This window comes from Nocardia carnea, from assembly GCF_029869215.1.
In the GTDB taxonomy this organism is placed as follows: Bacteria; Actinomycetota; Actinomycetes; order Mycobacteriales; family Mycobacteriaceae; genus Nocardia; species Nocardia carnea_B.
The window spans coordinates 12,382-37,591 of record NZ_JARWPM010000422.1; the positions used below are offsets into that span (position 1 = coordinate 12,382).

Below are 25,210 nucleotides of genomic sequence, written 5' to 3' on the forward strand. Positions count from 1 at the left end.
AGGTGTTGATGAGTCGCCGCTATTTCGGGACCGACGGGGTCCGTGGCAGGGTCGGAGAATTCCCGCTGACCAGCGATTTCGCGATGAGATTGGCCTCGGCGACGGCCCAGGTGCTCGATCTGGCCGGACAGTGTGCAGTGATCGGGCACGACACCCGGGAATCGGCGCCGATGTTCGAGGCCGCGCTCACCGCCGGGTTCCTGGCTTCCGGTGTCGATGTCCGCACGGTCGGGGCGCTGCCGACCCCGGCGATCTCGCACATGGTCACCACGACCGGCGCGGCACTGGGCACCGTGATCAGCGCCAGCCACAACCCCGCCTCCGATAACGGCATCAAGTTCTTCGACCGCACGGGCGGCAAGCTCAGCGATGCCACCGAGATCAGCATCGAAAACGCTCTCGACGACCCGGTGAAGACCCTCGCCTCCCCGCAGCTCGGCCAGCTCACAGCACTCGACGACGCCCTCGACCGCTACGGCCGGTTCTGCACCGGCCTGCTGCCCGCCACCGCCGATATCTCGCAGCTGCAGGTGGTCGTCGACTGCGCCAACGGCGCGACCGCGCAGGTGGCCCCGCAGGTATTGGGCGACCTGGTCAAAGACGTGACCGCGATCGGCGCTACACCGACCGGCGCCAACATCAACCAGGGCTGCGGGTCGACCGCCCCGCAACTGTTGCAGGACACCGTCGTCGCCCAGAACGCCGACCTCGGCATCGCCTTCGATGGGGATGGTGACCGGCTGCTGATGGTCGACCACACCGGTGCGCTGATCGACGGCGACCAGCTGCTCTACGTCCTCGCCACCCACCGCCACGCTGCCGGTGAACTGCGCGGCCCGGTGGTCGGCACCGTCATGACCAACATGGGACTCGAAGAAGCGTTGCGCTCCCACGGAATCGAGCTGGTGCGCGCCAAAGTCGGCGACCGCTACGTCCTGGAGACCCTCGCCGACCGCGGCGGCGTCCTCGGCGGCGAAGCCTCCGGACATCTGCTGATGCTCGACAAAACCCCCACCGGAGACGCCCTGGCCGCGGCCATCACCGTCCTCGGGGTTCTCGCCACCACCGGGTCCTCCCTCGCCGAACTCGCCGCCGGGATGCCCCGCTACCTGCAAGTACTCGAAAGCGTGCGGGTACCAGCACATTTCGATTTGACCAACGAACCAGACGTCGCCGCAGCCACCGAGGCCGCCACCCGCCGCCTCGGTGACGCCGGCCGAATCGTGCTGCGCGCCTCGGGCACCGAACCCGTGATCCGGGTCATGGTGGAAGGCCGTGACGAGCCGCTGGTGCGCGAGCTGGCGGCCGAACTCATCGCAAGCATCGAAGCGGTCGCCTGAACCACTACAGCACTTCCACATTGGCACGACCTGCCAGGCATCCACGAGCATCGAACACATACCGGGCCTCGGCGATCATCTCCAGGTCGACGCAGCTGTGATCGACCAGAACGACCACAACATCGGCAGCCTGGATCATCGCCGCGGTCAACTCGCCGGTGACATCGGCTCTGTCCGCCGCCACAAGGGGGTCATATACCTGCACGTTGATGCCGTGGGCGCGGAGCGCGGCGACCACCTGGATCGCGCAGGACTCGCGTGTATCGGCGACATCGCGCTTGTAGGTGATCCCGATCGCCAGCACCCGCGCACCGGCGGGCCGATGGCCACGAGCAGCCAACCCGGCCACGATCCGGCCAGCGACCCAGCCCGGCATCCGCGCATTCACCTCATCGGCGGCCTCCACCACCGCCGCGACCCCACCGGTCTGCCGGATACACCACGTGAGGTATTTGGTATCGACGGGTAGACAATGGCCTCCCGCACCCGCGGAGGGCGTGAACGGCATATAGCCGTAGGGTTTGGTGGCTGCCAGTCGCACCGCTTCCCACATATCGACACCCAGTGCGCCCGCGTGCTGGGTGAGTTCGTTGACCAAACTCACGTTCACCAGCCGGAACACATTCTCAAGCAGTTTCGAGAACTCCGCAGTCCGGATATCCGGCGCGACGACCACCGTCTCGACCAATGCAGCCCAGAACCCGGCCACCTGCTGCAACGAGGCAGCGTCGATCCCGGACACCACCTTCGGCACAGCCGCCATCCCCGCCAGCCCATCACCTGGATTGATTCGCTCCGGCGAATACCCCACCGCGAAATCGGCACCGGCGCGCAACCCAGACGTTTCCAGCAGCGGAACCACGACCTCCTCGGTCGTACCCGGCCAGGTCGTGGATTCCAGGATCACCGTTGCACCAGGGCGCAGGTGTACGGCCAGCGCCTTCGCCGCCGATTCCACGTAGCTCAAATCCGGTTCACCGGCCAGCGCCGGGGTCGGCACCGCGATCACCGCAATATCGAACCCACGCAACTCATCCTCATCCGCATTCACCCGATACAAACCCGACTGCAACGACGCCTGCAACCGGGCATCCGGTACATCCCCGATAAACGAGCGGCCCGCACGGAGCCGCGCAACCCGGTCAGCATCGACGTCATATCCGGTCACCTCGAAACCACGCGCAACGGCGAGCATCGCCACTGGCAACCCCACATATCCCTGACCGACAACGACAACACGCTGGGACTTCACAGCGACACTCCTTGAAAACGACGGCGCGGCGACAGAAAGGCCCAGACGGATACACCCCCGATGAGGGGACTCGGCGCAGTGTCCGAGGTCGTTACGCCGGTTACCCATCCACAACCACCGACGACGGGCGGCCCGCGCCAACCGTGCAACGCTCCCATTCAGTGATCGAGGCATAATCCACTCACATCGCTGGGGGCACCGCGGGGACCGTATAGACCTGGATGCGTTGTGGCTGCGGAACCGGGCTGTGATTGTCGGCGGGGCTGTCGGTGCGTCCCAGCATTCAAACCGGCGGCCAGCGTCTCGTAGCGTCGCCCTAAGTCCACGAACGCCGGAGCCAGCGGGCAGTTTCCAAGCTCGGGTCGCCAGGTGTCGAGCATGACTTCGCCCGGGACCTGCTGGACCAGTTCGACGTTCCAGCGCTGCGCTCCGTCGGTGGCGGCTGGAGCGGGAGTCACGTGGACGCAGTAGCGGGTACCAAGGAGTAGCGAGTCGATCCCGGCCTGGATATCGACCGAGGAGTCTGGTGTGGCGAGCGGGGCGGTGTGATGAGTGAGTCGCGGCGTCTCGCCGGTGCCGGACCGGTGCAGCGAGGTGGCGCAGGCCAGGGCAACGAGCGCGGTCAGCGCGGCAACAGTTGCCAGCGCAACTCTGATGTGGTGCAGGGAAATCACGGTTGCTCCTCGGCAGGGGTGAATGTCTCGGTGGCGGATGGATGCCCGAGAGATTGTGGAGTGGAGTGGTGGCGAGCCGCGCGCTCGGCGACGGCCGGGGCGGGCTCGGGCCGGTGGGGGCGGGTGTGGTGGAGAAGTTGGTGCATGGCCAGCGATCCCAGGATCATCGCCGACCAGGCTTCCCGCGCTTCCCGGGCGAGTTGCTGCGGGCCAGCCGGCGGAGGCGGTTCGGCTGTTCACCCACTGTCATCGGAGAAATCGGCCGGGTTGAGGGCGGACAGTCGTGGTAGCAGGCGGTGCAGCAGTCGTTCGTTACGCCAGATATCGAGAGCGAGGGCGGCGAACCAGAGATCGGTATCGATCCCATCGGCATGGAAAGCGTCCACGAACTCGTCTGTCTTCGTCGCGATATCGGTGTGAGTGAACGTCGGGAGACCGGTGGGCGTGAGAAGGGGAAGGGTGGCAGTGTGCATCCGGCCACGGGCGTCGTAGATCACCGCCGAGAACTCCAGCTCCCAGACCTGACCGTCATCCATACGGCCCTCGGCGATGGCACGGCGCGCGTCACCGGCCATCGGGACACCCGGGGCCAGGGAACGGATCGGCCCGAGGTAGCCCAGCCCGTATCCCCAGATACCCGGAATCTGCTCATGCAAGCCGAACGCATACTCCAGCACCGCACCACCGACCGCGAGTTCCGCTGTCGTGAACGGCATGCACTCCTGGTCGTGCGCGGTCGCTTCATCGACACAGCCGAACCCCCACACCTGTGCCACACCCGGGCCGGCATGCTCGCTGGTTTCGACCTGCGCCCGCCGGCCGATCATGCACAACAGAAGCACCTCGATCAGCGAGTCCCCGGGATACCGCGACACCGACCGCGCCCGGTCACCACCAGCGCTACGACTACTGGTGCGGCGGCGGGAGTGGCGGCCGGTGTGAGCGTGGGGGCGTTTCCGGTTCTTACCGCCCATCACCGGCGCCGATCGCCGATGCTGGGCGAGGGCATGGCCACCACGCCACGCGGGCCGGGCCACCAGTTCGGGCTCCGGAGCCGAGTAACGGGGAATCGGGCTCGGCGAGTGCCGTGCTCCGGGTATCGCATAGAAAATCCTCACGTCGAAAGGGGCCTTATTCGTACTCATCACGGTTGGCGCGACCACCGAGATAGGCGTCGGCGCTCAGGGATTGCAGACACTCGGGCCCGTGACCGCCGTGTGCAGTACGGACGAACATCGCTTCACCCAGCGATGCGAACTCGGCGTCGCTGGCGCAGTCAGCGTGCCGGCGGGACCACCGATCGCGGTCCTGGCCCATACCCCACCGCAGCCCAGAGGTCATTGCGACTGGGCAAAGTTGTCGGGGCCCCAACCGGTGAGTTCACTGAACGACTGCTTGTAGTCCGGGGCGAATACCGGCGCCCCGGGCAGTTGCGGGACATCGAAGGCCGCGGCCACCATGACGAGGTTGTCGACGAGGATGCGGCGGTGGTACAGGAGGTCGGTTTCGATCTCGGCCGCGCATTGATCGGATTGCATCCCCCGCCGCTGGAACCACGTCCCAAGCGGGGCGAGGTAACCCAGTGCGACCACCGCAGCCACCGAGTACGCCACGGTGGCCGCGTGGGGGTCGGTGGCTTCCTCGGCGGCGATGAGCGCGGCGGTCACCGCCAGGCGTGTCCCGGTGGTGTGGGCCATATCGGCGCGGGCGGAGTCCAGACCCAGCGCATCCCCGTCGGGCTCGTACTCGTCGCGGTCGATGCCGGTCGCGAGGTGGAGATCGGTGGCAAGGTGGTCTTCGCGGACCGTGATCATCTCGAGCCACCACGGCTTCTCCGCCGGTGTCCCGGGAAGTGTCAGGAGGCACAAGGTTTTCGCAACCCGCCCCGCCGCGACTTGGAGAGCGAGGGTGTCGCCTTCGGCGGTTTTCCCGCCGAAGACGTTGGCGATCGCATCCGGGAGGTAGTTGCAGCGCAGAATCCCGTGCGCGGCCAACCGTTCGCGGCACACGATCAGCGCGTCCTGGGCGAGGGTGGTCAACACTGGTTTGAGCACCATCACCCACAGGCCCAGCGGAGGCTGGGTATCGGGTCCGGCCGCCACCAGATCGCGCACCATCCGCCCCAGCACGCCACACGCGAACGTGTCGGCGACGGCGGTGACGATATCGCGCTGCAAGGCGTCACTGTCACCGTGGGGACGTTGATCCGTGAACCCGACCGCAGCCGCGACCCCGGCCCCGGCGCTGCGGTTCATCGCGATACCCAGATCGAGGCGCCCATGGATCAACGGCCCAACCGTTCGCTGGAACCGTTCGCGGACCGGGACCTCGGACACGAAGGCCCCGGTGTCATCGAACCCGCCCCAATCCCCGCACAGGATCCCGTCCTGCGGGACGAACAGCCCGTTCAGCTTGATCAAGGCATGCGGCATGGCTGAGCCGTGTTTCGGTGGCAGAGTGTGGATTTCCACGCCCTCGGCCAGGACACCGTCGACGTTCCGGACCCGCGACGCAAACGCCAGCACACCCTTGTCCTCACCGTCCTCCACCAGGCGCGCGGTGAACACGGCGATGGCCGGCACATCGGGAGCGGCGAGGTTGGCCATCGCTTTGACCGCCTCGATGCTGGGGCTGTAGAGACGGTAGCCGCCCGCCGCGCGATCACGTACCGCGATCAGCTGCAGATCCGCGCCACCGTTGGTCCCGCCCAACTCGGTGTGTGCGAACACACCCAGCGTCTTACCGCTGTCCAGATCGGCCAAGCACCGCTGCACATAGTCGCTGTCGTTGCCCAGCTCGAGCAGCGCGCGGCACGTCAACGCGAAATGGCCGTTCAGCACTGTCAATACGTGCGTCGCGGCGACTGCCGCGCTATCGCAGACCGCGCCCCGCACGTGCACGCCCTGAGCGATCTTGCGCGCCGGGAGCCCGAGATCCTCGATCAACTGGGGCAGCAGCGCCGGCCCGACCCGAGTCTCTTCCCGGTAGGTGACGTCGTCGCCGGGAGCAACATCGCCGAGCCTCAGCATGATGTCCATCGCGGCGCGGTGCGTGCCGAGATGCTCACCGAACAGCGCCCCGCGCAGCCCGGCGACGGTCGGGTCCTCACCTCGGTAGCCGATGGGGGTGACGAGATCGGTAATGGTGGTGGTCATGGTGTCCCTCTTTTCCGTGGTGCGGAATCCGGAGATACGGGCGTGGCGGCCGACGACCGAGCGCCGGGGTGTCATCGGTGGGCCGGTGCCGGTGGGATGATCAACGGCGGTGTGGGTGGGAACGCGACGGGCACTGCCGCGGGGGCACGGTGAAACGGGCCGGTTCGCCACGGCACCTCGTCCGCTGAAACGGCGAGCTCGGCCTCGGGGAAGGCATCGAAGAACTGCGCGATCGCCTCGATCCCGATCTGTTTCGACATCTCCCGCGCCATACCCGGGCAGGCATGCGGACCGCTGCCATAGGCCAGGTGCGCGCGGTTGTCGGTCCAGCCCTGGGACCCGACGATTGCGGGGTCGGTGTTGCAGGCGGCCATGCTCACCAGCACCGGCTGGTCCGCCGGAAGCCACACCCGATCGACCAGAACGGGCTGGCGCGGGTAGCTGTTGCAGAGGTTGGCCATCGGCGGATCGTCCGCGAGGGTTTCTTCGACCGCATCACGCACCGGGGGTGTGAAGTGAGTGTTGTCGTGGCGGTAGCGGGCATGGGTCAGCATCCGCCGGATCGTGTTCGCGATCAGGTTGTGCACCGGCTCGATCCCTGCGGAGTAGATCGTGACCAGCTGATGCATCCGCTGCTCATCGGACAGGTTCGGGCACCGGTGCACCAGCCAGGACGCGATATCGGCGGCGGGTGTGCGGCGTTTGAGTTCGATCAACTCGAACAGTGCCGCTGCCACCTCGGCGTTCACGTGCTCGGTATCGACGCCTTCGAACATGGCCGCGATCGCCACACGCAGCCGTTCACCGATCCCGGGTGGGCAGCCGACGGTCTCGTTGAGCACGGTGAACACCAGCGGGGTGATGTAATGCTCGATCAGTTCGATCTCGCCGGCCTGGCAGAACTGGTTGATCAGTGAGGCGGCGACCCGGATCGTGCGTTCCCGCACCGCATGCAGATCCACTACCGACAGCGCAGTCTGCAGCGCATCCCGGTGGCCGGCATGCTCTTTGCCCGCGGTCCGCAGGGCATTGGGCCGCCATCCCAGCATCGGTAGCAACGGGTGATCATCCGGCAGCGATTTCTCCCATACCCGCGGGTCGGCCGGGAACCGGTCAGGATCATTGAGGACCCGCACCGCGGTGTGGTAGCCGATAACCAGGGTGGCGGGGATATTCGGGGCGAGTTCGACCGGGGCCAGGGTTCGTCCGCCTTGGCGCATGCGCTCGTAGGCGGCGTAGGGGGCTATAGCGAAAGCGGGCGTGTAGAGCGGGGTACGGGGACCGAGTTCTTCGATCGAACAGGTGCCGCTACGGGACAGCGACTGAGGGCTGAGCATGGCTTCTCGTTTTCCTTACAACACGTGCATCACGACAACCGGGAACAGAAATGGCGTGGACAATTGGCCTAGGGAAGTGACCGGACTGGCTCGAAAGCCACGGGCAACGCGGTCAGGGACCGGTGGAACGGGCTCGCCTGCCACGCCAGCTGCCCGGCCGGGCGCATATCCGGGACCGCGTCCATGAGCTGGTCGAGAGCGATGGTCGCGATCAGCAGCCCGATCCCGTCGGCGGGGCAGCCATGGATCCCGGCGCCGAACGCCAGGTGTGAGCGGTTACCACGGCGGTCGGCCTGGGCGGCGGGACCGCTGTGCCAGTCGGCCAGGCTGACGATCACCGGTTGATGCGCGGGCAACCAGACACCGTTGTCCATCAACTGGGGCACGTGCGGGTAGCGCACGCACCAGTTCATCAGGGGCGGGTCGGTGAACAGCGCCTCGTCCAGGGCCTCCCGGGTGGACAGGCTCCCACCCAGCGCGGCAGCGAACCGGTCGTCGGTCAGGATCAACCGGATCGTGTTCAGGATCAACGCCGTGGTGGGTTCGACAGCCATCTCATAAATCAGTGCGAGCTGGGCCACCACCTCGGCCTCCGACAAACCCGCCTCGTGTGCCAGCAGCCACGACGCCACATCCTCACCGGGTGCCGCCCGCTTGCCCTGCACCACCTTAAACAGCACCGAATCCAGCAGTCGCCGCCCCGCCGCAGCAGCGTCGACGTCGCGAACATCGGTGAGCGCCGCAAGCACCGACGCCAGCGCAGTCGAGGCATCCCCCGATACACCCACCAGCCGGTTTACGGTCTCGAACACCAGCGGGTAAGCGAATTGTGCCCGCAGCTCCGCCGACCCCACCGCCCAGAACGCGTTGATCAGCGCGACCGAGTACCGTTCCACCTCGGCCTGCAGCATGTGCTGATCGACCCGCGCCAACGCCGCGACATGCGCACCCCGGTACCGGGCATGCTCGACCCCCGCAGTCCGTGCCGGTGTCGGGCCCGCCTCCAACAACGGCCGAACCGGGCAATTCCCGGGCACATTCCGCTGCCACCCGCTCGGATCGGCGGGGAAGGTGTCGGGATTGTGCAGAATCTTCAACGCTTCCCGATGCCCCAGCACCAACATCGCCGGTACTCCCGGGGCCAACTCCACCGGCACCAGCGACCCGAACTCACCCTCCCACTCCCGAAACCAGCGAGCCGGATCAGCGGCGAACCCCGCGGTGTACAGCGGCACAGCACGATCGTCCGGAGCAACCGGCGACGTCTGCGTAACCGCAAGGTCGGGTACCGGCGTTCCCGGGCCGCAAGTCGCCTCGTACTGGGTAGATAGCCTGCTCACAACATACTCCAAGCGTCGGGAAAGCTCTGTCGCAGTGGGATCGCGTCTAGCGGGCACCCGGTCGGATGCGGTATTTCCTGCGTTGTCGTCGCGAGCCCCGTGAGGGGAACGGGTCGCGCCGGCACTGGACACCGCCGCTTGCGAATTTCCGCGGAGCCAAGCACGCCGACCGGGTGCTGGTTACGATGCTGACGTGTCAAGGACACCCTTGACCAGGGGTTGCTGGGGCCAGCTGCGGGCCAAAAGAATTGGCCCCGAATCGGCCCAGCACGATAGGCAAACAGAGGGGTATTCGTGAGTGGGGAATTCGGTTCGGCCATGAAGCGGCTGAGGACCGCACACGGCCTCACAGCCGACCAACTCGCCCGCCTGATCAGCTATGACCGAGGGGCCCTGAGCCGAATCGAGCGCGGAAAGCGCACGCCCACAGCGGATATCGCCGCCCGAATCGACACAGCGCTCGATGCCGGCGGCAGCCTCGTAAGGCTCATCGAACGCAGCCGCCCTCACAATGGCGATGACGATCTGGTGACCGCGGCACGAGAATCCACCGAATTCGCCGAATGGATCACCGCGACTGGCGGGCAGCTGGATAGCGCCCAGGTCGCCGATGAGCTCACTGCGATCGGCCGCCAGTTCGTCTGTGCCACACCGCTTCCGCTGATAGAACGCCTGCGGGCACTGCGCGGCGAGATCCGCGCTGCTCTGCACACCGGTCCTGCACCGGCACGAGCCCGTGAGTTGGTTCTCCTGGGCGGCATCACCATCGACTTGCTCGCGCACGTCACCGAGAACCTCGGTCATCCCCGCGCCGCCGAGCGCCACGCCCGCGCCGCCGAAGCGATCGCTGTCAACCTCGGACATCCCGGACTGCACGCCTGGGCCGAGGGCACCCGCGCACTGATCTGGGAATGGAACAGCCGCCCAGCCGAAGCTATGGAACTCGCGGCCAAAGCCGCATCAATTGCACCTGTCGGCGAGCAACAGGTACGACTGGCAGCCATCGAAGCCCGATGCGCCGCCCGGATCGGCCGCGCGGACGCCGCCCGAGCCGCCATCACACGAAGCATCCAGGCCGCGGAAGCCGCTGCCCACGACGAACTCACCATGCTCGGCGGCGCACTTCGATTTCCGCCCAGCAAAATGGCCTACTACCTCGGATCCACCCACCGTCTACTCGGCGAACACGAGCACGCCCAACGATGGGCGCTGGAGGCAATCTCGGCCTACGAGTCCGGGCCCGCAACCGAACGCTCCTACGGCGACGAAGCACTCGCCCGCGCCGACGTCGCTATCGGACGCATCCACTCCGGCGAACTCGACGGCGCCAGAGAAATCCTGACCCCCGTACTACGGCTACCCAGCGAACAGCGCATCCAGCCCATCGCCGACGGCCTGCGCGCAGTTGACACCGCCCTGTCGAGCACCCACTATGCCAACGACCCAACCACCGTCGAGCTCAGCGAGGAGATCAACATGCTCACCTCGTCCCGGCACCTGGAATGACACCCACCGACGACATCCTGTTCGCAGCCTGTCGCCTGGCCGGGATCCCTGCTGATGGCGCCGAGCTGCTGCACGCGCACAGCAACAGCGTCTACCACCTGCCCTCGGCGGGTGTCGTGGCCCGGATCAACGGCAACGACCACGCCGGACTCCGGGCGAAAGCCTCGCTCACCATCACCCGCTGGCTCGCCGACCATGACCTACCGGTTACCGAACCCGCCCTCGACCACGCGATCGATATCGCTGGTTCGACAGTCACGTTCTGGACCTACTACCCCCAGCACCGCACCGACCGGCCATCGCCACAGCACCTCGGCGAGATCCTGGCACAGCTCCATACCCTCCCGGCACCACCCTTCCCACTGCCCGACTACCAGCCGCTGATCGGGCTCGTCAGCATCCTCACCCCCGACCTCACGCCGACAATGCTGTCTGCGGCGGACCGGCGCTGGTTGAGCGAGCAGGCCGAGCGGCTCATCGCCGAGTATCGAACCCAGCCCACCCTCCTGGGCCGCGGCATGGTCCACGGCGACGCGTACACCGGAAATACCCTCTGGGCCGGCGACACGGTACTCCTCGGTGACTGGGATGAAACCTCGATCGCTCCGCGCGAGCTGGATCTCGCCAACACGGTGCAGGCCAGAAGATTCGGCCTCCGCGAAGCTGACATCGATGCTTTTCTGCGCGCCTACGGACACGACCCTCGCGGCGAGCCGCTCTTCGATGTGCTGGTCCGTATGCGCGACCTCCACACGCTCACCAGCTACATCCGCCGCGCGCAACGTGGCGACACCCGCGCCCACACCGAACTCACCACCCGGCTCCGGAGTCTGCAGGACCCGACAGCAGCGGCACCGTGGGCCAGCGTGTAGGTGCCACGCCGGTCACCAAGATCGGCAAGGACATGCGCGCGTGCCGAACGAGCCTGATTGATGGACAAGATGGCTTTGTGAGGGACTTCCGACGAACCTCTTCACACCTGCGCGGACAGTGTCAGTAACCGGCGCGGATTCGCCGTCGTCATCTGTTCCAGATCGGTGCTCGATATGCCAACTTCCGACAGCCAGGGGAGAATCCGCTTGAACAAGTGACGGTACCCGTGGCCACCCCCGCGGCGGGTCAGCATCGGCAGAAACACGTCGGTACCCAGGACAAGCTGCGACGAGTAGCCTTCGCCTACGAGTGCGGTGACGGCGGCGAGCCGCTGCCAATCGTTCTCGATGACGATTCCGAGGTCCGGCTCGGCCCAGTTCTGCCCGAAGCAATCGAAGGAGAGGGTCACGCCGAGGTCCAGCAGCTCGTGGTGGTAGTCGAGTGAGACGACCCAGGACGCGGGGTCGGTGACCAGCCGGCGCAGATTGCTTTCAACGATGTATGCGTCGGCGTGAGCGAGAACTATTCGCCCTGGGTCGAGCCCGGCGTCGAGCAGTATGTGGGCGATCTGCCGCCCCGTCCCGGATCCGGGATGCACCGTCACCGGTGCGCCGGTTTCTTGGGAGGCTTCGACGGCCGCTAGAAGCATTCTGTGCTCGCGTTCGTCCAGTGATTTGACCCCGCATTTGATGTGGCCGGCGCGGATACCCGTGTCCCCGATTCCGTCGGTGAGCTCGCGTATCAGTAGCGTGGTGAGTTCGTCGATTGTGGCGTCCCAGTAGGATTCGGGCCAGAAATCTGAGCAGTAGAACCCGGTCGACATGATGACTTGAATGGCCACCTCGGCGGCCACGGCCGCGATCCGGCGCGGGTCACTGCGCAGCCCGATTCCACTGGCTTCGACGACCGCGCGACCGCCAGCTTGTGCCAGTTCGCGCAGCTCAGCGACAGCGATCTCGTCATCGTCGAGCGTAAGGTTCGCGCGCTGAGCTGTGAATTCATAGTCCAGTCGGCCTCGATTCGCGAGAGTGAGAGGCACGTCCCAGATATCGTCCGTTGCTTGCGGCAGCCTCTGGCGGTATCGGTCGCGAAAGGTTTCGCCGCCGATGGTGAGGATGTGCTCGTGCATCGTGGTCGGTCCGAGCGCACTTGGCGGCAAGGGGCCAGCGACCGTGTTCACGGTACCGATCCAGTTCGGTTCACGGCCTCCGGCCACCATCTCTACGTGCCCTTTTCACTGGGAGCCGGCTCCGTCGACCGACCGCTGGTTCTGTCTGCGATAACTCCACCATCAACCGACGACCTCGCGAGTGGATTCAGGTCACAGCCCGAGTTTCATGTCGATTCTGCGTTGTTCGGCGTGGTACTTCTCGACTTCGAGGTAGTCGGTGATGAGAGGGTCGGTTTCGTCGGTGAGGACCTCGGAGACGACTTCGAGCCGGTGGTTGAGGCGGCGGTCGCGGACCAGGTCCCATTGGGAGCAGACCGCACCGTGGTAGGGGTCCCATGAGCCGATGACGAGGCGCTGGATGCGCGCGAGGACCAGGGCTCCTGCGGCCATCACGCCGGGTTCGAGGGTGGTGACGACGGTGCAGCCGTCGAGGCGCCATCCACCGACGGCGTCGGCGGCTTGCCGCAGGGCGGTGAGTTCGGCGTAGGCGGTGGGGTCGCCGGTGCCAGGTCGGTCGTGGTAGCCCTGGCCGAGCAGGCGACTGTCGTGGTCGTAGACGAGGGCGCCGACGGGCGGGTCGTCGCTGGGGGGTACGCGCGTTCGGGCGAGTTCGATGGCCTGTCGCATCCAGGGGTGGTACTGGTGGGTGGGAACTCGTCGCTGCACGCCCGCTATTGTTCGGTGGGAGGGGTGGGTCGTCAAACCTGGGGTTCTGGGTGATTGCGTACGCTGAACGGCGGTCGTGTGCAGGTAGCGGGTGGAAGGTTCGAGGATGACTCGAGTGCAGGGTTCGGTGCGGTCCCTGGCGGTTGCGGTGGCCGACGCGGTGTCGGAGGCGATGGCCGCGGCGTTGCCGGGTGATGTCGCGGGGGCCGATCCTTTGGTCCGCCGTTCCGACCATGCCGATTTCCAGTCCAATGTGGCCTTGTCGTTGGCCAAGAAGCTGGGCCGTCCGCCGCGTGAGGTGGCGGGTTCGATTACCGGGAAACTGCGCGATGATGTGATCGCTGCCACGGAGCTGTCGGGTCCGGGGTTCGTGAATATCACGGTCACCGATTCGTCGATCTGGTCGCAGGTGGCTGCGCGCAGGGACGCGGACCGGTTGGGGGTCGGCCGGCCGCTCGAGGGTGAGCGGGTGGTGATCGATTACTCGTCGCCGAATATTGCCAAGCAGATGCATGTCGGGCATCTGCGGACCACGATCATCGGTGACGCGCTCGCGCGCTCGCTGTCGTTTTTGGGTGCGCAGGTGATCCGCCAGAACCATCTCGGCGACTGGGGTACGCAGTTCGGGATGCTGATCCAGTACATCGACGAGCACCCGGAGGCGAAGTGGCATCACGACGATCTGGCCGATGGTGCGGACGCTCCGATTGCCGCGTTGGACCGGTTGTATCGGCAGTCTCGAGAGAAGTTCGATGCCGATGCTGGGTTCGCTGATCGTGCGCGGGCGCGGGTTGTTGCCTTGCAGGCCGGGGACGCGGACACGCTGCGGGTGTGGGGTGATCTGGTCGCCGAGTCGCAGCTGTCGTTCCAGGCACTGTATGACCGGTTGGGGGTGTTGCTGACGCCGCAGGATTCGGCGGGCGAGTCCACCTACAACCGGTATCTGGACGAGGTGACCGACGAGCTGGTCCGGCTCGGTATCGCGGTCGAGAGCAACGGCGCGTTGTGCGTGTTCTTCGACGAGTTCACCGGCCCGGACGGCAACCCGGTGCCGCTGATTGTGCGCAAGAGCGACGGTGGTTACGGGTACGCGGCCACCGACTTGGCGACGATCCGCTATCGGGTCCGCGACCTTGAAGCGACGAAGATTCTGTATGTCGTCGATGCCCGGCAAGCTCAGCATTTCGAGATGGTGTTCGCCACCGCTCGCCGGGTGGGCTGGCTGACCGATGACGTGCAGGCGATTCATGTGCCGTTCGGTACGGTCTTGGGCCCGGACGGCAAACCGTTCAAGACTCGTTCCGGGTCCACGATCCCGCTGACCGAACTGCTGGACTCGGCCGTGGATCGGGCGCGGGAGATCGTGGCGGAAAAAGCACACGGCCTGGACGCACAAGCATTGGATCAGGTGGCCGAAGCCGCGGGAATCGGGTCGGTGAAGTATGCAGACCTGTCCGGTTCGCGGATCAAGGACTACGTCTTCGACGTGGACCGCATGGTCAACTTCACCGGCAACACCGGCGTGTACCTGCAGTACGCACACGCCCGCATCCGGTCCATCCTGAGCAACGTCGCGGCTGCCGACACCTCGCCCGTGGTGGATACCGGTTTGGTTCTCGAGCCGGCGGAACGCGCATTGGGGCTACAGTTGGATGAGTTCGGCAAGGCCGTCGCCGATGTCACTGACAGCCTCGAACCCCACCGGCTGGCCGGGTACCTGTACGCGCTCGCGCAGACGTTCACCTCGTTTTACGAGGCGTGCCCGGTCCTCAAGGCCGAGGATCCCCGGGTGCGTGGCAACCGGATCGCGCTGTGTCAGTTGACCGGCGACACCCTGGCCAAAGGGCTCGATTTGATGGGAATAGCTGCGCCAGAGCGTATTTGACTCCACATTTTGGGCTGCGCCGACAAGGGGTGTCCTGCTAGCGTTTTCGAGTATGGATGCTCCGGTTCCGTTATCGACTGCACCGCATACCCGGATGGCTCAGTTGGCCGAGGCGGTGCGGGCTCAGCGATCGGATCTGACCACGGCGCTGCTGGAAGTCGAAACACATGCGACGGCCGTCACCGAATTGGACTGGGTACTGGCGGCATTGACTCCCGGTCCCGCCACCGGGTGGCTGTCGCAACGACAGAGTATCGGCACAGTGTTCGCGGCCACTCCGGCTACCTTGCCGCTGTACTCGACACTGCTGTTCGCGCTCGCACCCGCGCTGGCCGGTAATCGCGTTGTCGCCAGGCCGGCGAGTGCCTCTCGCGACTGTGCTCACCTGCTGTACGCGCTGGCAGCCGAGGCTGGGCTGGCGGTGGAGCTGGTCGACCAGCCATGGGGTGAGTTCGCGGCCTCGGCCGCCGAGCACGCCGATGGAATGGTGTACTGCGGCAGCGCCGAGCACGCGGCGCGGCTCGACCAGGATCTGCCCGACCGTGTTCGCCTGATCTGTCAAGGTCCCGGTGTCTGCGCCGTGGTCGTCACCGACACCGCCGATATCCAGGCCGCAGCAGAATCGGTGATCGCGACCCGGATCTTCAACAGCTCCCAGGACTGCATGGCGACCGAACGCGTCTATGTGCACCATGCCGTCTACCCCGACTTCATCGACGCTCTCCTGGCCGCGGCGGGGCGGGTGCGGATCGGCGCGAACGCTGATCCGGACACTCAGCTCGGGCCGCTGCTGCTCAGCGGTCTCACCGATCGTTGGCTCGCCGACCCGGCCGGTCACGGCACTGTTTTGCGCGCACCCGAACACGATGGCCGGGTTTGTGGGCTGGGGATTATCGAGGCGGCGGCTGACGCGCCGATCGTGCTGGAAGAGAAGTACTGCCCGATCCTGCCGGTGGTCAGCTACCGCGGCGACGGCGACCTCGCTGAGATGCTTGCGCTGGGTGACTACGCGTTGGGGTTGACCGTGTTCGGGGCCGGGTTGCCGGTTTTCGGGACGCTCGACTTCTGCCATGTCGCGGTCAACAGCGCCCTGTACGAGCATGAGGATGCGTGGTCGGCGTTCGGCGGGCACCGGCGCACCACCGTTGTCCGCGGTCTTGGGCGACGCCGCACCGGCCCGGTCCTGGTCCCCTATGCGCTGACCGACCCGCTGTGATCCCGCGCCGCATGCGCACGCTCATCCGCGACCATCCCGGCCTCAACTCCTATCTGCACCACCGCGGCATCCCAGCGGGAACACCTGTCTACTGGTATCCGGACGGGCAGCTGGTCCGTCAGACCGGAGCGGGTTCCGCGCAACATATTCCGGTCCGTACCTCCTCGCTGCTGGCGTGGATGGTCCAGCACGAACCGGAGCAGCTGTGGGACCAGTGGCGTACTTGTCTGCGCGGGCAGCGGGTCCTCGTGGAGCACACCAGTATCAATCCGGTGCACCCTCTGCACGTGGGGTCGATGCGCGGCACCGTGATCGGGTCGACGTTGGCGGAGTTGTTCCGGAGCGGCGGCGCGGATGTGCAAACCCGCTATTTCGTCAACGATCGCGGTCGCCAGCTACATATCCTGCAACGCGCCCTCACCGCCGCACGTCTGGACAACATCCCGACAGAACTGCGGTTCGACGAGGCCATCGGTGTGCTGTATGCCTACGCAAACATGGCCCTCGCCGCACGGACTGCCGATCTGGCCCGCCTCCTCAGCACCAATCCGTGGCTGCCGGCCGTCGTCGATATCCACCGGCCACTCGGCGACGCCAAGCCCGCCGCGGATGTGGTCGAGGCGATGGTCGCCGCGGCGGTGGCCGATATGGGCCTGCTCGGCGCGAAGATCGACCTCTTCGACCGCGAAACCGACCTCTGCATCGACCCGGCCGTCCTGGTAGCTGCGCTCACCGACCGCTGTGATGTCGTCCGAATCAACGGCACCACCTGTCTGCGCCTGCCGAGTGGGTTGGTACCCGTCCAGCGCGCCGACGGCACCTTGCTGTATTTCAGCCGCGATCTCGCCAACACCCATCGGCGGCGGCCGCACTCATGGTCGGCGATGCTGCATGTCATCGGCGCCGAACAAACCCTGCTCCAGACCGCATTGCGCGCGGCGGTCCCGGACGCGCCACTCGAACATATCGCCGTCGGTAAGGTCAGCCACGCCGGGCGAAGATATTCGGCCCGGCAGAATCGGCTCACCACGCTCGGTGACCTCCGGCGCGACGGCGGTCTGCGCCGAGTGCACGCACTCACCCTCGCGATGGCCCTGCACCGCCGAACCCGCCCGATCGATCTCGCCGACCTCGACACGGCCAGGCCATTGCGGGCTGTCATCACCGCCGCCTACACCGCTCAGCGGGCCGGCCATGCTCCGAACCAGCAACTGCTCCGCCGCCTCGTGATCACGATCCTTGCCACCCCGGCTGTGCTGGCCCGTGATGTCGGCCGGCGAACCATCCACGGCACCGCACAGCATCTCGTGCGCCTGTCCCACCACTACTCGGCCGCCACCCGCGCAGGTCCGGTGCCCGACGAGATTTCCGGATGGTTCCACCACACACAGACCCGACTCGCCAGTTTCCTCGGCATCACACTCGACCCGCTCGTGTGAACGGCCGAGACGATCAGCATCCAGAAAGGGGCACGGCCATGGCTGAGCCGTTCAACATCGGCTACGCCGACGCCGGAGTGTACGAGGCAATGTTGCCTCCCCACTACTATGGCGGCCTCGAAGACACCGATCTCGTCCGCGACCAGCTCCGCTACTTCTACGGCGACCCCGAACAGCACGAGCGTCTCCGTGTCCTCGACCTCGGCTGTGGCCCCGGCCGCGTCACCACGGTTCTGGCTCCCTATGCAGGCACCCTGATCGGCACCGACAAGAGCGCCGGAATGATCGACCAGTTCAGCACACTGTTCCCCGATGCCGAAGCGGTGTGCGCCGATACCGAAACAGTGCTGGCCCGGTTCGTCGAGCAACAGCGCCGCCTCGATCTGATCGGCTCCTTCTGGTCGATGAGCTACCCACTGCTCGAATGCTTCGAATCCACCACCGCACAAGGGGTCGTCACCAGCGGCAGCCTCGATGCCGGTATCGCGCGAGCACGCACGCTCATCAACAACCTCGTCGAACTCCTCGCCCCCGGCGGCCGGCTGCTGATGCTGTTCTTCGATGCCGCCACTGCAGAACAGCGCCTGGTCACCCGCCTCTGGGAACGCATTCAACCCTTCCCCGGAACCGGCCGCGACTTCACCTGGAACCTCCTCCAGCACGAACTCCAAGACGCCGAAGGCACCGGTCGGGGCCAGCTCACCACCCGCCGCCTCCCCGGCGTCGCCGTCGCCGGGAACCTCCAAGCCGCGATCCAGTGGTTCCGCATCGGCCACCTCAACACCTACCCACCCTTGGTCGACGACCCCGACGTCATCGCCGAGATCACCGAATTCGCCCGAGCCCACCAACACAGCGACGGCCGTGTCCTAATCCCCAGCGGCGTCCACCTCCTCGACTTCCAAGCCAAAACCGACCTGACCACACACCTACCCACAGACCCGTGGAACACGTGCCTGCCACCGACCTGATCATCGCCGCCACCGAAGCCGTCTACGACGCCTTCGGCGACGCACCCGTCTTCTCCTGCCTCACCGGCAGCGCTGCCACCGACTCCGACACCTCCGACAGTGACATCGACCTGCTCGTTGTCCTGCCGAACGAACTACCAGCAGCAGAGGCCTTCCCACGGCGAGAGAAGTTCACCCGCAACTACATCCGCCTCCACACACCCTTCGACCGCACTCCGGATCTGCAATGGCCCGGAGAGGTCTGCTACGCCGCCGATCTCGACGCCGCCATCAACGGCGGCGCCTTCGATCTGACATCCCGCCCACAGCTGCGCCTATGCCCCGAGGATCAGCCATACCGATACTGGGCCAGCATGTGCACGGCCGGAACCCCACTCACCGGCTCCGCCGCATTCACCGACTACTCCACCCAATGCCTGGCGACACTGATCAACCACATCGAGTTCAACACACTGTGCGCAGGCCCGCCGATATCCGGACAACAGCCCGATATCGACCCACCGGAATTGGCCGAATGGGGGGTAAAGCCCACTGTCACCGCTGGTCATCTCGCCTGCACCGGTGAACCTGAGGCCGTGCGTGCATGGCGCAGATCTCTACAAGAACCCAGTAGTCAACCCCGCCTCGACTCCTGGATTGAGCGCTGGCGCCGCCTCGCAGCCCAGGAGTCAGAACCATTCCGGGCCTCGAACGGCGCGCGACCCGATCTGGGATCGATGATCGCGCACGCCCGTAGGCCGGTCTGACCGCCCCGAAGGAGAGTACTGATGCGAGGCACCATCATCTACGCGCCCGGCGATATACGCAGTGAAGAACTGCCCGACCCAGTCCTCACTCACAGGACCGACGCGATCATCCGCGCCGTCGCAACCTGCGTCTGCGGATCCGACCTGTGGCCATACCGCGGCATCGAACCGGTCGACGCCCCACAACCTATGGGACACGAGTACGTCGGCATCGTCGAAGAAGTCGGCGACCAGGTCACCGGCATCATCCCCGGCCAGTTCGTCGTCGGTTCCTTCGCCACCTCCGACAACACCTGCCCGAACTGCCGCAACGGCTACCATTCCGCCTGCGTGCACGGCGAATTCCTGACCACCTGCCAAGCCGAATACATACGCATCCCGCACGCCGACGGCACCCTCGTCGCCACCGACGACCAACCCGACCCCAGCCAGATACCCAGCCTGCTCGCCGTATCGGATGTGATGGGCACCGGCTGGTACGCCGCCGTCGCAGCCGACGTCCGCCCCGGGTCCACCGTGGTCGTCGTCGGAGACGGCGCAGTCGGATTATGCGGGGTGATCGCCGCCAAAGAACTCGGCGCCGAACGCATCATCGCCATGAGCCGCCATCCTGACCGCCAAAGGCTGGCCACGACCTTCGGCGCCACCGATATCGTCAGCGAACGCGGTGAGGCCGGAGTCGCCCGAATCCACGACCTGACCAAGGGTATCGGCGCCGACTCCGTTCTCGAATGCGTCGGCACCAGCGAATCCGTCACCCAGGCACTACGCGCGGCGCGCACAGGCGGCAACGTCGGCCTGGTCGGCATCCCTCAGGGAGTTCAGGTAACCGGCGAGGAACTCGTCTCCGCTCACATCGGATTGCGCGGCGGCCCAGCGCCAGTACGCCGCTTCCTGCCCGATCTCATCGACCTCGTCCTCGACGAAAAGATCGACCCCGGCCAGGTCTTCGATCTCACACTGCCGCTCGCCGATGTCGCTGACGGCTACAAAGCAATGAACGAGCGTGCCGCCATCAAAGCACTGCTCCAATCATGACCCGTGCAAGTCCGGCCTTCTCCTGGCAAAGCAACGTGCACGCCGCGGTTCGGCAGGAAGTCGCCGGTCACCCGCGTTGGTGCCAATGCAGAACTCCGGCCGAGCATGACGTGCTGCTCGCACGACTGCGGAATCTCAACCATGGCAGATCCTCTAGGGTCACCGCCGATCATTCTGAAATTCCGACACGAGTTCCGAGGATCTACAAACAGCTTCGACTCTAGGCAGCGACAAGTTCGAATTCGCCAGCGATTATGCCCGCAACAAAAGCCGCCCACTCATCCGGGAGAAAGTCCAACGCGACAGCGGTTTCGGTGCAACTGACGGTGGCCCGGCCGTCGGGGCGTTGCTCAATGCCGGGAAGCCCAGTTCCGACTAGAGCGGCAGCTGGGTTGGTGGCGTAGCGACAGAAGGCCGGCCAGCTGCTGACGGTGAGCGAGATCGTCGGTTGGGTCGCGGGGTTGTTTTCGGGGTTGCGGAGGTATTTGGAGTCGCGGAGGAACACCCGGTCGCCCTCGAATTTCACCTCGACGCAGGACTGCGTTTCCGACGATCGAGAGGACTTGAACCAGTTGGTGGTGCGCACTGAATCCGACCTACTCATAGCGTTGACTGTATCTGACCGGTGATGGCGCGGATTCTGTCGAGCGTGGCCTCGCGGCTCATGGCCTGGGCCATCGCACGGTCGTGGATGACGCCGAGGTCGCGGACGCGGGTGTCTTTGTCTCGGTCTTCGAGGAGTTCACCCATGACGGTGGACTCGTGCCAGGCCAGGGTCGGCAGCCTAGGATTGGCGAAGTCGAGCAGGTGGAATGTCGCGCCGCTGAAGATGGAGCGTTCGGTAGCGGTGAACGGCATGAGCCGCACGACAATGGTTTCAGGGTGGGATTCGATCACGTCGGCCAGGTGCAGGAGCTGTCGCTGCAGGGTGTGCGGGCCGCCGATCTGCTGGACGAGGGCGGCTTCACCGATCAGCGCCGATAAGTGCAGGGGGTTGTCGCCTTCGAGCCGTTGCTGACGGCGCATGCGGACTTCGACTCGCTGTTCAACTTCCACTGGCAGTACGGTGGCCACGCCGGTGACCATCAAGGCGCGAACGTATTCTTCCGATTGCAGCAGTCCAGGCATCAGCACACTTTCGTAGGTGCGTATCCGCTGCGCACCGTCCTCCATCCCGTACAACCGAAGCAGCTCAGGACCGAACAAGGCTGAGTACCTGGCCCACCAGCCGCGTCCTTTGGCCGCCGCCCGCAGTGCCAGCAGTTCGGCCTGCTCTTCGGCGTCGAATTCGAAGAGGTCCATCAGGGCCTGCAGCTTGTCTTCTGCCGGTATCCGGCGGTCACCCTCGATGAGCACCCAGTATCCCCGCGACAACTTCGCCTTCTTGACGATGGTCTGCGTGTCGATACCCAGTTGCTCCCGGCGCTGACGAAGCCGCAGCGACAGCTCCCAGCTCGCGACCACGGGGGACACATGCATCGGCGCACTCCTCTCGTTCGTCAACACGATACTCCCTGCTATTCGAATCACGAACCATGTCAGTTATTGCATCTGTAACAGTTACAGAATATATTCGCGTTCTACGCCAGTAGTTGTTCTGAATCACTTCCGAGATGTCTTCCGGCTGGTAGATGAGGTGACAGGTATGTCGACGATCCGCATCCGATCGCATTCGATGGACAGCCCCCGCACAACACACCGTGCACGAAGTGTCGGCGACTCCGGCTGGGTCGTGAGCTATCTGCCCGGTCGGACCCTCTCCGCCGCGCAGGCAGTCGCCGCTCTGGCCGCCGCCGAGGAGGTTGCCGCGCTCGCCGAACACGGCAGGCTACTGGGCCTGACCGGGCTGGAACTGGTGAGCATGGCATCGGCAGAGTGCCCGTGGCCGCAGTCGAGAGGGCTGGCAGGCCGCGCGCTGTCGTTGCTGAAGGCGCCGCGATGAACGCGCGGAGGGCGTGGCCGATGGCGAACACGATCGTGGCATTCAGCGCGGGCGCGGCCCGCGGGCGTCGCATGGTGGCCTCGATGCGGCCGATCCCAGGATCTCCGTTGTTCGTGGTCACCGGCGGCCGTCACCGGAAGGCGGAATGATGTTCGAAAACTGCCGTACTCCGTTCGAGGTGGCCTACGCCTACCGCGGTATGGGGTTCCCGGTGTCGTGCACGTACGGCCGGGTCGCGGTGACCGCATCCCGATCGCTAGGTGCCGTGGTGATGCCACCGGAGCTGGGCACCCTGGTCCGCCACGAACTCGAACACGACCACGATGTCACGGCACCGGTACTGACCTATCACCGGCCGCGCAGCGACTGGGTGTTCCTCGTCGGCCCAGGATCGGGTGGAGCGCTCGGCGCCACCGCCCGCATGGCGCTGCACCGTGCGGGAGTGCGGGTGCTGACGACCGGGCAGCAGGTGTGGCTGCCGATGACCGACCAGCCCCTCACCTGGTACTGGATCTGGCCCCCAACCAGCGTCCGCGCCCTACCCTCCCGGACCACCGTGCTCGCTGCCACCCGCCGTCAAATCCTGACATCACAGCGGTAACCGAGATGCGCCCCAGCACCGGAATTCCGCGTCCCGCCCGCATCACCGACCCGGCGGAGTCACTGTTCCCGACCGGGGAAGCACTGCTATCGGCCATCCGAGGTCACCACATCGGCCCCCACCCCCTGACACAGATCGCCTACCGGTTCGGGCAACTGCACCAGCAACGTCTCCGCGGCCCCGCCTGCCCGAGATGCCCGTACCGCAGCGAGTTGTCGCGGCAAGCCGATCTCTGGGTGGTCGAGCATGCGCCGCCGCCACATCCGGACGCGGTCCTGCACTCCGAATCGTTGGGCACGGTGATAGATCGGCTCGCCGCGCAGCAAGTTCGGGCGTACCACCTGCTGATGACCGCTGAACCGTCCGACCCCGAGGTGCACGCCGCGTGGTATCGCCTCGCCGAACTCATCGACGACTACACCGACCTGACCACCGCAGTCGCGCACCGGGCCCGACGACTCCCCCGCACTCCCTGCCCGTAATCACCCCTGGGCGTTTCGGACGCCCGCGCTGGAAGGAGCAATGCAATCTCCACGCCCGACCTATCCACGTCCAGCCACCAGGAGCCACCACACCATGGGACAGTCGATGATCTGGTAATCCTCGACACCGATATCGGGTGGCGACCGGGAAGTCTCGTGGCGTTGGTTATCGCGGCGTGTGTAGTTCCAAACCTGGCCGTAGTCACCGCCGACGAAACTCGGGGCCGCCGCGCACGCTTGGCCCGCCACACACTGGATGCGCTCGGCCGGCCCGAGGTGCGGGTGGTCGCCGGATTCGACCTGGGCGGTGAGGACCGGTTTCTCCTCGACAACGACCACTCGCCATCGGTGGCCGGCGAGGATTTCATGGAGCGTATCCGTGGTCTCGATCGCATGATCGCCGCCGTGGTCGAACTCTGCGATACCGCTCGCCGGGTCCAGTGGGCGGGGTTGGGCCCGATGTCCAACCTTGCTGCTGCCATCTCCCGCCTGCCCGAGATCGCCGACCGAGTGGTAGTTACCCAACTGGGCGGGGCGCTCGACCGCACCCGCGGCACGGCACCCGTCTCGGACAACTTCCGCGTCGACCCAACCTCCGCCGGGCTAGCACTGCGTGCACTGCACACACCGCGCTTGGTTCTCAGCGACCACACCGACGCCGACGCCCTCCAGATCACGCCTCACTCCCCGATTCTTCAGAAATTCGAGTACCCAACTCCACCGGAGTGGGCGGATCTGGCGGCGGCGCACCTGCGGGCATGGTCGGCCTGCGAACCGCGGGTCAGTTTGCGTGAACCCCTGGTGCTCAGCGCCGCCCTTGGGCTGCCCTTCGTCTCCTTCCATACCGAACGAATCGAGATACACCCCGACGCGCGACTTTCCCGTTCCTCCCACGGACGGACGATGCAGCTGTCCAGCACGATCAACCACCGCGATTTCATGACCTGGATGCACAACACGATCGAATGAACGACGCATCCTGGAAGCCCGCGGTCAACGCGTTCGCGATCACCTTCGCCGACCGCTGGCCCGACGCCCGAACCGAACCTACTGAGAGAAACCGCCGGAAACACCGTTACCGAGTCCCTTGCGCGCCAGGACCCGGTGTTCGGCAGCGCTGAGCACGGCGGTCGTTTCTTCGGTTGTGGGTTGGCAGGCGCCGTGGCGGGTGAAGGGTTCGGCGAACTGGGCCAGGTAGCTGGTGGGGTAGTCGGGTTTGGCGGCCATACCGAGGTCGGTGCTGTGGAACCGGCGGTGCGGGTCGTAGCTGTAGGTGCGCAGCAGGTGGTCCCAGATCAGCGTGAACAGCCCGAAGTTCACGTCACCGATACCGGCCCATTTGAGATGATGGAAACGGTGCCCCTCGTTGAGCGCCAGCACGTACTTGAACGGCCCAACCCGGTAGTCGGCGTTCGAGTGCTGCAACAGCAGCTGTACCGCCACTGCCAGCGACAGTGCCGCGGCGACCGGCACCGGGATCCCGGCGAGCAGTAGCGGGGTGACCCCGGCGGTCATTTCGATGGTTTGGTGCAGTGGGTGTTTCATCAGGCCGTTGAGCCCGTAGAAGCGGGTGACG

24 protein-coding genes are annotated in these 25,210 nt (G+C 65.9%); 13 read left to right on the forward strand and 11 right to left on the reverse strand.

Annotated features, from left to right (window positions below):
* The first annotated feature begins 8 nt into the window (after positions 1-8).
* The gene (gene glmM / locus QH276_RS31280; protein WP_163848120.1) at positions 9-1,340 is read left to right on the forward strand and encodes a phosphoglucosamine mutase; all 1,332 of its coding nucleotides are present in this window, start codon (positions 9-11) and stop codon (positions 1,338-1,340) included.
* Between the two features lie 4 nt (positions 1,341-1,344).
* Here the strand turns inward: glmM and QH276_RS31285 are convergent, their stop codons facing one another.
* From QH276_RS31285 to QH276_RS31310, 6 genes are all read right to left on the reverse strand, one after another.
* A complete protein-coding gene (locus tag QH276_RS31285; protein ID WP_280400144.1) occupies positions 1,345-2,592 on the reverse strand; it encodes a nucleotide sugar dehydrogenase in 1,248 nt (415 codons plus the stop codon).
* A gap of 158 nt (positions 2,593-2,750) precedes the next feature.
* Positions 2,751-3,266 carry a hypothetical protein gene (locus QH276_RS31290; protein WP_280198133.1) on the reverse strand — a complete coding sequence of 172 codons (516 nt, stop codon included), beginning with the start codon at positions 3,264-3,266 and terminating at the stop codon, positions 2,751-2,753.
* Positions 3,267-3,502: 236 nt separating this feature from the next.
* Positions 3,503-4,093 (reverse strand): hypothetical protein, encoded by a 591-nt coding sequence (locus QH276_RS31295; RefSeq protein WP_163847926.1) that lies wholly within the window; start codon positions 4,091-4,093, stop codon positions 3,503-3,505.
* A 510-nt stretch (positions 4,094-4,603) separates the two neighbouring features.
* Positions 4,604-6,421 (reverse strand): hypothetical protein, encoded by a 1,818-nt coding sequence (locus tag QH276_RS31300; protein ID WP_163847924.1) that lies wholly within the window; start codon positions 6,419-6,421, stop codon positions 4,604-4,606.
* 71 nt (positions 6,422-6,492) lie between these two features.
* Positions 6,493-7,758 (reverse strand): cytochrome P450, encoded by a 1,266-nt coding sequence (locus tag QH276_RS31305; RefSeq protein WP_163847923.1) that lies wholly within the window; start codon positions 7,756-7,758, stop codon positions 6,493-6,495.
* 68 nt (positions 7,759-7,826) lie between these two features.
* The gene (locus QH276_RS31310) at positions 7,827-8,993 is read right to left on the reverse strand and encodes a cytochrome P450 (protein WP_163847921.1); all 1,167 of its coding nucleotides are present in this window, start codon (positions 8,991-8,993) and stop codon (positions 7,827-7,829) included.
* 399 nt (positions 8,994-9,392) lie between these two features.
* On the opposite strand from QH276_RS31310, the gene QH276_RS31315 reads away from it, so the two are divergent.
* Both QH276_RS31315 and QH276_RS31320 read left to right on the forward strand, forming a co-directional pair.
* Positions 9,393-10,604 carry a helix-turn-helix transcriptional regulator gene (locus QH276_RS31315; RefSeq protein WP_163847919.1) on the forward strand — a complete coding sequence of 404 codons (1,212 nt, stop codon included), beginning with the start codon at positions 9,393-9,395 and terminating at the stop codon, positions 10,602-10,604.
* Entirely contained in the window at positions 10,601-11,476 is an 876-nt protein-coding gene (locus tag QH276_RS31320; protein WP_163847917.1) for a phosphotransferase enzyme family protein, read from the forward strand. Before QH276_RS31315 ends, QH276_RS31320 begins: the two co-directional genes overlap by 4 nt.
* Positions 11,477-11,577: 101 nt before the next feature.
* Here the strand turns inward: QH276_RS31320 and QH276_RS31325 are convergent, their stop codons facing one another.
* Entirely contained in the window at positions 11,578-12,657 is a 1,080-nt protein-coding gene (locus QH276_RS31325; RefSeq protein WP_163847915.1) for a phosphotriesterase family protein, read from the reverse strand.
* Positions 12,658-12,798: 141 nt separating this feature from the next.
* Positions 12,799-13,314, reverse strand: coding sequence for a nucleoside deaminase (locus QH276_RS31330; protein ID WP_309139384.1), 516 nt, complete (start codon positions 13,312-13,314; stop codon positions 12,799-12,801).
* A 106-nt stretch (positions 13,315-13,420) separates the two neighbouring features.
* On the opposite strand from QH276_RS31330, the gene argS (QH276_RS31335) reads away from it, so the two are divergent.
* The 6 genes from argS (QH276_RS31335) to QH276_RS31360 all read left to right on the forward strand — a co-directional run bounded on the left by argS (QH276_RS31335) (position 13,421) and on the right by QH276_RS31360 (position 20,609).
* Positions 13,421-15,199: an arginine--tRNA ligase gene (gene argS / locus QH276_RS31335; RefSeq protein WP_163847913.1), complete on the forward strand. Its 1,779-nt coding sequence runs from the start codon at positions 13,421-13,423 to the stop codon at positions 15,197-15,199.
* A 94-nt stretch (positions 15,200-15,293) separates the two neighbouring features.
* Positions 15,294-16,415, forward strand: a complete 1,122-nt coding sequence (locus QH276_RS31340) for an aldehyde dehydrogenase family protein (protein WP_163847911.1) — start codon at positions 15,294-15,296, stop codon at positions 16,413-16,415.
* 11 nt (positions 16,416-16,426) lie between these two features.
* Positions 16,427-17,854, forward strand: a complete 1,428-nt coding sequence (argS, locus tag QH276_RS31345; RefSeq protein ID WP_163847909.1) for an arginine--tRNA ligase — start codon at positions 16,427-16,429, stop codon at positions 17,852-17,854.
* A gap of 38 nt (positions 17,855-17,892) precedes the next feature.
* The gene (locus tag QH276_RS31350; protein WP_163847907.1) at positions 17,893-18,825 is read left to right on the forward strand and encodes a class I SAM-dependent methyltransferase; all 933 of its coding nucleotides are present in this window, start codon (positions 17,893-17,895) and stop codon (positions 18,823-18,825) included.
* Positions 18,798-19,571, forward strand: a complete 774-nt coding sequence (locus tag QH276_RS31355; protein WP_163847905.1) for a nucleotidyltransferase domain-containing protein — start codon at positions 18,798-18,800, stop codon at positions 19,569-19,571. Before QH276_RS31350 ends, QH276_RS31355 begins: the two co-directional genes overlap by 28 nt.
* Positions 19,572-19,592: 21 nt before the next feature.
* Complete coding sequence (locus tag QH276_RS31360) at positions 19,593-20,609, forward strand: zinc-dependent alcohol dehydrogenase family protein (protein WP_163847902.1); 1,017 nt, start codon at positions 19,593-19,595, stop codon at positions 20,607-20,609.
* A gap of 220 nt (positions 20,610-20,829) precedes the next feature.
* On the opposite strand, the gene QH276_RS31365 is transcribed toward QH276_RS31360, so the two are convergent.
* Together QH276_RS31365 and QH276_RS31370 are read right to left on the reverse strand one after the other, a co-directional pair.
* Positions 20,830-21,213 carry a DUF397 domain-containing protein gene (locus QH276_RS31365; protein ID WP_163847900.1) on the reverse strand — a complete coding sequence of 128 codons (384 nt, stop codon included), beginning with the start codon at positions 21,211-21,213 and terminating at the stop codon, positions 20,830-20,832.
* On the reverse strand, positions 21,210-22,088 hold the full coding sequence (locus tag QH276_RS31370) for a Scr1 family TA system antitoxin-like transcriptional regulator (protein ID WP_163847898.1): 879 nt from the start codon (positions 22,086-22,088) through the stop codon (positions 21,210-21,212). Before QH276_RS31370 ends, QH276_RS31365 begins: the two co-directional genes overlap by 4 nt.
* Positions 22,089-22,254: 166 nt before the next feature.
* Between QH276_RS31370 and QH276_RS31375 the strand changes: the two genes are divergently transcribed.
* From QH276_RS31375 to QH276_RS31390, 4 genes are all read left to right on the forward strand, one after another.
* The gene (locus tag QH276_RS31375) at positions 22,255-22,551 is read left to right on the forward strand and encodes a hypothetical protein (RefSeq protein ID WP_163847895.1); all 297 of its coding nucleotides are present in this window, start codon (positions 22,255-22,257) and stop codon (positions 22,549-22,551) included.
* 145 nt (positions 22,552-22,696) lie between these two features.
* Positions 22,697-23,152 (forward strand): hypothetical protein, encoded by a 456-nt coding sequence (locus tag QH276_RS31380; protein ID WP_280400146.1) that lies wholly within the window; start codon positions 22,697-22,699, stop codon positions 23,150-23,152.
* A 5-nt stretch (positions 23,153-23,157) separates the two neighbouring features.
* A complete protein-coding gene (locus QH276_RS31385) occupies positions 23,158-23,634 on the forward strand; it encodes a DUF4254 domain-containing protein (RefSeq protein ID WP_163847892.1) in 477 nt (158 codons plus the stop codon).
* A 117-nt stretch (positions 23,635-23,751) separates the two neighbouring features.
* Complete coding sequence (locus QH276_RS31390) at positions 23,752-24,603, forward strand: nucleoside hydrolase (RefSeq protein ID WP_280198212.1); 852 nt, start codon at positions 23,752-23,754, stop codon at positions 24,601-24,603.
* A 78-nt stretch (positions 24,604-24,681) separates the two neighbouring features.
* Here the strand turns inward: QH276_RS31390 and QH276_RS31395 are convergent.
* Positions 24,682-25,210: sterol desaturase family protein (locus QH276_RS31395; RefSeq protein WP_280400147.1), on the reverse strand; the 529-nt coding region annotated here is incomplete at its 5' end.